Source organism: Luteococcus sp. (assembly GCF_043424415.1).
Taxonomy (GTDB): domain Bacteria; phylum Actinomycetota; class Actinomycetes; order Propionibacteriales; family Propionibacteriaceae; genus Luteococcus.
On the sequence record NZ_JBHWOO010000142.1, the window covers coordinates 20,635 to 28,823 of the forward strand.

Genomic DNA, 8,189 nt, shown 5'->3' on the forward strand with positions numbered 1-8,189 from the left:
CATGTACACCATCGTCCGTTCGGAACTGCGTTCCTCGTGGAGCGCCTGGCTCGGCGTCGCGCTCGGATTCGTGATGACCAGCTTCGCCCTCGCCCTGTCGGCGATGGTGCTGCAGTCGGCCCTGGTGGCCCGTGGCACCACTGTCCCCCTGATGGAGGCCGATGCCTATGCCTACAACGGCGGCATCAACCTGGTGCTGTGCCTGGTGGTCGGGCTGAGCGTGGTGGCCAGTTCGACCGAACTGGTCGTGCAGAGCCGACGGGGTGCCGTGGCCAGGTTGGCACTGGCCGGCGCCACCCCTGTCGGCATCGTCAGCACCGTCGTGAGCCAGCTCACCGCCGTCGCGCTGGCCTCCGCGGTCGTCGGAGACCTGCTCGCCATTGCCGCCCTGCGTCCCGCCCTGGCCTACCTGCAGCACGAACGCGGCCAGGAGAGTGCCGGGCGCGCCGCCCCCGCCGTGGTCGATGCCCGCACGCTGCTCGCTGTCGGTGCCGCCTGGGTCCTGGTCTCCGTGCTCGGTGGACTGGCCCAGGCGCGACGGGCCAGCAGGATCCCGCCCGTCGAGGCCCTGCGCGTTGCCCAGGCAGCCGATGACTCCGGACGACGGATGGGGTTGGGACGGTGGTTGCGGGCGGTTCTCGCGCTGGTCGTCACGGGCCTGTGCTGGGCGATGGTCCCGATCCTGACCGCCCATCCCGACCGGGAGACCTTCACCCAGATCATGCAGATGAACCTCCTGGGTCTGTGCGTGACGGGCTGGTTCCTCGCAGAGCTGTCACCCGTGCTGGTAGGGCCGGTGACGCAGCTGTGGACCAGGCACATGCCCGCCGGACCCGCGTGGCAGCTGGGCCGTGCGACGGTACTGGCCAAGGCTGCGCGTCTCACCCGGTCCGTGGTGCCCGTGATGTTCACGGTCGGTCTCGCCTTCGGAGTGCTCGGCCTGCCTGCGACCTACAACGCCATCTTCCGCGCCTCCGGCTATGGGGTGGAGCTGGGACACGTCGGTGCCGCCACCTTCCTGGTCAACCTGGGGCTTCCCCTCGCGGTGGCCATGTGCGGCAGCATCGGCTCCCTGTTCATGATGAGCCGCCAGCGCGACGCGGAGCTTGCACTGCTGGGCATCTCGGGTGCCACCGGGCAGCAACGCACAGCCGTCGCCACTTTCGAGGCGCTCATCGTCGCCGGGACCGCCACCATCCTGGGCCTGGTGATGGCCCTCAGTGCCTTCGTCTACCTGGCCTATGGCGCCACGTCGACGGGGCTCACCTTCTCGCTGGCACTCCCCCTCGCCTCGATGCTGGAGGCTGTGCTGCTGACCGCTCTGGTGACGGCCGCAGCGACGGTGCTGCCCACCCTGGGCGCCCTCAGGATTCCCGAGCCGAAGGTCATCGCCCGCCTCGTGGCGGAATGACCATGCGCTTGGGGCCATGCCCCACCGGAGCACGAAGGGAGGTGACAGAAATGGCCGAGATCATCGAGATGCAGGAGTCCGACCCGGAGGTTCCGGGCGAGGAGAAGGCATCCAACGTGTCCTACGCGGCATGCCACAACTCCTTCCAGAGCCAGATGCTGTGCTGGCGTCCGTGAGTCCGGCGGCTGGCGGAGCGCCTATCTGCGCCAGCCGAGCACCACGGCAAGAATGACCGGAAATGCCCCGGCTGCGTCAGCCTGACGCAGCCGGGGCATTGCCTTTCTCCGAATCAAGGCATGGGCGATAACCAATGGGCAGCTTCTGGGCCCATCCATTGCCCACTGGTGCCGCCCGGGATTGACTTGTTGCAGGCCGACAAGGGCCGACGACTCCAACGAAAGGTATTCCCATGGCCGACGTGATTGGACTCCAGGGATGTCACGAGGACGAGGCACTGGCGGAGGAAAAGGGATCCATGGGTTCCTGCTTCGTGTGCCACCGGTCGAACCACAACACCGCCTGTCTGGGATGGTGATCGACGATGGGACCAGTACTCGGCCTCCAGGGCGATGAAGAGCCGATCACTCCCGCAGAGGAAAAGCTGTCAATGAACAGTCAGCTGATGTGCCTGCGCAGTGAAGTGAGCGTCCTGTTCTGCGAACTGATCGGCACCAGGTTCTGAGCAGGATTCCAGTCCCCACGATCCGCCCCGCAGCGACGGGGGCCGGGCACGAATTCCCTGCACAACGTACAAGGGTTCGGTCCAGTCGGCGCCTATCCGGCTGGAACGAACCCTTCGTGAAAATGATGACACACAGTATGGCCGAAAGTGAAGTCCCCTCCGAAAAGAAAGGCACGATGATGTCGTACTCCATCGCCGGTGCAGAACGCATCACCGGCCTGCTCGAACAGCCCCCGGGCGGGGCCTTCAGCCGCCTGATGGCCATCCTGCGCTCCAACCCGCGAGCCATGGCGATTGCCTTCACCGGAACAGTGGCCGCCTCCCTGGCGTCCCTGGCCCAGCCAGCCCTCACCGGGTCGCTGGTGGCCTCTCTCAAGGGCATGGACATGCACCGGGTGGTGACCCTGGGGCTCCTGCTCGTGGGCGTCTCGGTCCTCGCCTCGGTGCTCACCGCCGGCGTCAACCTGATGACCTCCTATGCCAGCAACCAGCTGGTGCGGCGCTTCCGCGACGCTGCCGCAGCGATCGCGCTCAAGGTCCCGGCGGAGAAGCTCGTCGAGCACCCCACCAGCGACCTGGTGGCGCGCTGTTCCATCGACTCCGAGAAATTGGGCGACGTCTTCCGCAAGGGCCCCATCCAGGCACTCGGCAGCATCGTGCTGGTCCTCGGCTCCCTGGTGCAGATGGTGCGCATCGACCCGGTGCTCGCCGGCTCCGCCGTGGGCCTCTGCGTGGTGGCAATGGCCACCATCATCGCCACCTCCTCCCGTCTCACGGGGATCTCCTTCAAGCGCCAGCAGGCCCAGGGCGACTACGTCGCCGAGGTCACCCGGGCCCTGGACTCCATCCTCACCATCCGCGCCTTCGTCGCAGACCACTTCGCCATCGGCCGGCTGGCCCGCACCAGCCAGCGACTCCAGGACGCCTCCAACCGGTCCGCCCGCGCCCAGGCCTTCATGGAGCCCCTGGTCTCCGGGCTGGTGCAGGCCACCATGCTGGCCATCGTGCTGGTCGCCTTCCTGCGCGTGCAGTCCGGTGCCCTGGCTGCCGACGAGCTGGTCTCCTTCTTCATGTACACGATGATGCTCATCGGTCCCATCGCTGCCTCGGCCGAGACCGCGATGCTGATGGCCGAGGTGCTCGGCTCGCTGCAACGGCTGGTCGACCTGCGCACGATCACCAGGACCACCACCGTCGACCACGAGCGCATCCGCGCCGAACTCGACCAGATGAGCCTGGAGGAGTACGGCAGCCGCGCCCACGCCGATCCCGACCAGGTCCAGGGCCAGATCAGCTTCCGCAATGTCTCGGTCCGCTATGCCGGTGAGGCTCGCGGAGACCGTGAGTACGCCATCAGCGACGTCTCCTTCGACGTCCCCCGGGGCGCCTGGGTCTCGCTCACCGGCACCTCGGGCTCGGGCAAGTCGACCATCCTGTCGGTGATGGAGGGATTCCTCACCCCCACCCGCGGCCTGGTCCTGCTCGACGGACACCCGCTGCAACTGCGCGATCCCGACATCTACCGCAACCAGGTGGGCTACATCGAGCAGGCCTGCCCCCTGTTCGCCGGGACGGTGCGTGACAACCTGCAGCTCGGGCGCACAGACATCGACGACGCCCAGTGCTGGGACATGCTCGAGAAGGTCGGTCTGGCGGAGGTGGTCAAGGCCCGCCGTGAGGGGCTCGACGCGTCCGTCGGGGAGTCCGCCTATGCCTTCTCCGGTGGTGAACGCCAGCGCCTGGCCATCGCCAGGACCCTGCTGCGCAAGCCGCGCCTGTTGCTGCTTGACGAGATCACCTCCGGTCTGGACGTGGTCAACCGCACCCAGATCATGGAACTGCTCAAGGAGCATGCCGAGGGCATCACCACCCTCTCCGCCAGCCACGGCCGGTTCGCCACCCTCGGGGCAGACCACGTCCTGGTCATGCACAGGGGACAGCTCATCGAGAGCGGACACCCGGACGAGGTCACCGAGCGCTCGGCACTGTTCCGCTCGCTCGTGGCCCAATGACCCGGGGCCCCGCACATCCCCAGCAGACAACCCGACGAGACACGAGGAGACCCCGGTGAACCTGCCGAACGACCTGGCCTGGGTGGACGACATCGACCATTCCCAACTGCTCGCGGAACTCGCCTGCCACGGCACCGAGATTCCCTCGGAACCGTCCGACGATGCCCCGCCCGCAAGGGCGGGCGGCTACCAGCTGTTGCCGATCGAGGACTCCTGGCTGCGCCTGGAGCAGGACGAGTCCGGCCGGCTCTGGGCCAGCCACGTGCCCGATGCCAGGTTCCCCGACGTCTCCGACGGTTCTCCCCAGGTCCGCTTCGACGACGACAACCCCGACCTCGACGGTTGGATGACCACCCGGGCCGACATTGACGGCAGTGGCAGGCGCTGGGTGAGCGTGCTGAGGCGCCCCGAGCGCGAGGCCTATGTCGCGCTGCTCTACGACGCCGGCGAGACGGGGCCCACGCGGTCATTGATGATGCGCGGTATCTACCCCGACGTCAGCCTGCTCGACGGGGGATCGCGACTGGTCTTCGTCGAACCCGACCGGGAGGTGCGCGGCGGGCAGCGGGCCATCGTGGCGCTCGCCGATCCCGAGCGGTACGAGAGCTCCCGCCGGGAGATCGCGCACTCCGCCACAGGCGGGATCTCCGTCAAGCCCTGCTCCGTGCGTCGCTACTTCAAGATGAGCCACGGGATCCGCTCCGAGCGGGTGTGGGACCTGGTCGACGCCCGAGCCAAGACCCCCACCCCCATCAGTGTCCCGGGCAGCCCCTCGGACCCCAGCCTGTTCGACGTGGCCCTCCTGGACGGGAAACCGACGCTGGTCCAGCTCTTCAACGGTGACGACTCCTGGGCCCTGCAGGCCAGTCTCCTGCACCGCGAACGCGTGATGAGCACCTGGGTCTGCGCCACCGGCGTGGGACGCGCCCGCGAACTGGTCTCGGGCACCGGCCACGCCATCGTCCGCGTCGCCCAGGACGGTGAGGAGACCCTGTACCGGATCAACATCGAGGGCTTCTCCTCTGGACGGGAGCCGGCGCTGCGCTCCCCCGGGGTCCTCGACCTGCGCCAGAACCAGGTGACCCCGTCGATCGGCTTCGCCGCCACCGAGCTGGCCAGCGGCGTCATGCCCTATGTCTGGTACTTCGACCGGGCCGGGGAGTGCCGCAATGATCCCGAGGAGGTGGCGCTGCGTGCCGCAGGACTGGCCAACAGCGCCCGCGAGAGCTACACCTCCTTCGACGGGTACACGGTGGACCTCGACCTCCGCTGGCCCGCCGGGGACGCGCCCTTCTGCGGGGCCGTGGTGCTGATGCTCTACGGCGCCTACGGCCTGGACCTGGACCTGGACCTGGACCCCGACCTGGGCACCTGGCTGGGACGTGGCTTTGCTGTCGCGACCCCCCATGTGCGTGGTGGCGGCCCCGAGCAGCGACACCTGGCCGGTACCCGGGCCAAGCGCGATCGCTCCGTGGCCGACGCCGTCGCAGCAGTGCATCACCTGCGCAGCGGCAAGGGTGCCGTCACGGCGACGCAAGTGGTCACCCTGGGCGCCTCGGCCGGAGGATTCCTGTCGGCGGCAACCCTGAACGGGTGCCGCGACGAGGTCGACATCTGCGTCGTGGTCAACGGCTTCGTCGACCCCATCACCAGCCTGCTGCGCGGCGACACCCAGACCCGCGCCAGCGACGAGGACGAATGGGGAGATCCCCGCAACAACCCGAATGACCTTGAGACCCTGCGGCGCATTGCCCCCATCGAGAACCTGGTCGGCAGCTACTCTGCCGAGGCCCTGGTGGTGGTCTCCGGCTGCGATGTCCGGGTCAATCCGCGACAGGGCCTCAAATGGGTCATGCGCTACCGCGAGCTGGGCGGCTCCGCCGAGCTCTGGTTCGACCCCAAGGGCGCACACGACTGCTGGGGGGCAGGTCTTCCCCGCACCGCGCTGGTCGACTGGGTGTCACAGGCGCTGGCCCGACGCGCCGAGGCCTGACCTCCCCCGCAGGGCAGACCCCGAGCAGACACGAAGGAGCCCCCTCCAGGTCCTGGAGGGGGCTCCTTCGACGTCGGCGACGGTCACCCCTGGAAGGGCTGCACCCCGTCGGAGCACAGGGCGCCCGCCTCGGGCAGCACCCCGTCCACCAGGTAGCGGTCCACGTGCGAGGTGGCACAGGCCGACAGCCCGTAGGCCGTGTGCCCCCAATTGTTGTTGCTCAGCAGTCTGCTGTTCGGCAGCAGCTGCGCAACGGCCTGGGCGGAGGCGTAGCTGGTGGCGGGGTCGTGCAGGCTGCCGACCACGAGCACCGTGGCCGAGGTCTGGGCATCGAAGGGCCCGGGCCAGGCGTCCTCGTCGCTGATCCGCCACGCCTGCTCATTGCAGGCCACGGAGTTCCACAGCCAGTGGCGCCCGAACAGGGGGGCGCGGGCATCCTCGGTGGCCGACAGCGACGACCAGGTCGCGGCTCGGCGCGGGTTGAGGCTGTCGCCGCACATGATCGCCGGCACCGACTCCACGAGGTTGTCGTACTTGGTGGCCGTGCGTGCCACCCGCCGTGCCGCCCGGATGTACGAGCCGCCCAGGGCCATCTGCTGGTCACCATCGGTGGCCGGCGACTGCATCGCGTCGACGGTGGCGATCAGGGCAGGGATGGTGGGCGCGGTCTCCTGGTTGTACAGGGCGTAGAGCAAGGTGGTCACGAATCCCTGGTAGGTGAGCGGGCTGATCGTCCCGTCTCCCTGGGGCACCTGCAGCGGCGACTGCTTCAGCCTGGCCGTCACCTTCGCGAGCAGGGCTTCCGCGTCTGGCACACCGCAGACCTCGACCGCCTCGGAGCACCGCTTGAGCAGCTCGTGGAGGGCGGCCTCGCTGCCCGGCGCCGAGTTCATCCGCACCGTCATCGGCACGTCGGCAGTGGCTGGCGTCCCGACCCACTTGGTGGGGTCGATGACGCCGTCGATGGCCAGAGCCCTCACCCGGGAGGGGAACATGTTCGCGTACACCTGGCCGAGGTAGGTGCCATAGCTGAAGCCCAGGTAGGTGAGTTGGTGATCACCCACTGCGCGCCGCAGGACGTCGAGGTCGCGGGCCACCTCGGCGGTCGAGATGGACGAGGCCACGGTTCGCCCGTGGCCGCTGCAGGCGCGCGCGAGCTTGTTGGCCGCCTTCGTGTACTCGGTCTCCTCCTGTCGGGTGACCGGGAAACCCATGCCCTTCAGGACGCCGGTCACCTTGTCGAGCTTCGCCTGGCGTGGGAAGCACTGCGTGGTGGTGGAGGCGAAGGTGCCGCGGGGATCGAAACCGATGAGGTCGAAGCGGTCACGGACGTCCTGCCCGATCCACTGTGTCGCGCGCTGCGGGAAGTCACGACCCGAGGCCCCCGGCCCTCCCGGATTGAGGAAGAGGCTTCCGATCCGCCGTTCGGGCTGGCGTGCAGGGATGCGGGTGAGGGCGACGCTGATCTGCGGCCCCTGGGGGTCGTCGTAGTCGAGGGGCAGGGTGGCAGTGGCACATTCGCCGAGCTCGCACGGGGTCCAGTCGAGAGTGGGCGTGGGGACGGCGTCGACGCGCCGAGCCTCCCGTGCGGTGGCATCGGTCGCGGTGACGTCACTGGCAGCCGCAGGGCTGGGGACGTGCATGGGGCCGACGGCCAGGCCGACGGCCAGGACTGCCGCCGAGATGGAGCGTCGAAGGGTGATGGGCATGGGGGACCTTCCGGTGGGATGTGTGTGCCTCCAGCCCACGCCCTGGCGGCTGGACCGGCCACTCACGTTCGGTCAGTTGTTGCGATGACGACGACGGGGAGCGACGCGCCCCGCCTGTGCCACCGCGGCACGGGGACCAGCGGCCGGGACCACGCCCCACCGCGTCTGTGAGACTGGACCCATGACGATCGTCTTCACCGCCCGCACCCTCGACGGCACCGGCCGCACCACCCTGTCGCGGCCGGTGCCGGTCACCTGGCAGACGAAGACTTCGCCCTTGTCGATGCCGTGCCTCGCACGCCGGGCGAACATCTCGCCGACCTCGGAACCGTCGGCGGCGTGATCCGCGAGAGTGCGGAAGACCGCCGGCAACACCGGAGAT

General features: G+C 68.8%; 7 protein-coding genes. 5 read left to right on the top strand and 2 right to left on the bottom strand.

Features of this window, described 5'->3' with window-relative positions:
• Nucleotide 1: 1 nt before the first annotated feature.
• The 5 genes from ACHFFZ_RS08910 (at nucleotide 2) to ACHFFZ_RS08930 (ending at nucleotide 6,098) form a co-directional block, all read left to right on the top strand.
• Entirely contained in the window at nucleotides 2–1,411 is a 1,410-nt protein-coding gene (locus ACHFFZ_RS08910) for an FtsX-like permease family protein (RefSeq protein WP_394276290.1), read from the top strand.
• Between the two features lie 50 nt (nucleotides 1,412–1,461).
• A complete protein-coding gene (locus tag ACHFFZ_RS08915) occupies nucleotides 1,462–1,587 on the top strand; it encodes a hypothetical protein (protein WP_394276291.1) in 126 nt (41 codons plus the stop codon).
• Nucleotides 1,588–1,952: 365 nt separating this feature from the next.
• The gene (locus tag ACHFFZ_RS08920) at nucleotides 1,953–2,093 is read left to right on the top strand and encodes a hypothetical protein (protein WP_394276292.1); all 141 of its coding nucleotides are present in this window, start codon (nucleotides 1,953–1,955) and stop codon (nucleotides 2,091–2,093) included.
• 176 nt (nucleotides 2,094–2,269) lie between these two features.
• Nucleotides 2,270–4,105: an ABC transporter ATP-binding protein gene (locus ACHFFZ_RS08925; protein ID WP_394276293.1), complete on the top strand. Its 1,836-nt coding sequence runs from the start codon at nucleotides 2,270–2,272 to the stop codon at nucleotides 4,103–4,105.
• A gap of 55 nt (nucleotides 4,106–4,160) precedes the next feature.
• The gene (locus ACHFFZ_RS08930; protein WP_394276294.1) at nucleotides 4,161–6,098 is read left to right on the top strand and encodes an alpha/beta hydrolase family protein; all 1,938 of its coding nucleotides are present in this window, start codon (nucleotides 4,161–4,163) and stop codon (nucleotides 6,096–6,098) included.
• A gap of 83 nt (nucleotides 6,099–6,181) precedes the next feature.
• Here the strand turns inward: ACHFFZ_RS08930 and ACHFFZ_RS08935 are convergent, their stop codons facing one another.
• Nucleotides 6,182–7,807 (bottom strand): alpha/beta hydrolase, encoded by a 1,626-nt coding sequence (locus tag ACHFFZ_RS08935; RefSeq protein WP_394276295.1) that lies wholly within the window; start codon nucleotides 7,805–7,807, stop codon nucleotides 6,182–6,184.
• A 72-nt stretch (nucleotides 7,808–7,879) separates the two neighbouring features.
• Nucleotides 7,880–8,189: hypothetical protein (locus ACHFFZ_RS08940; RefSeq protein ID WP_394276296.1), on the bottom strand; the 310-nt coding region annotated here is incomplete at its 5' end.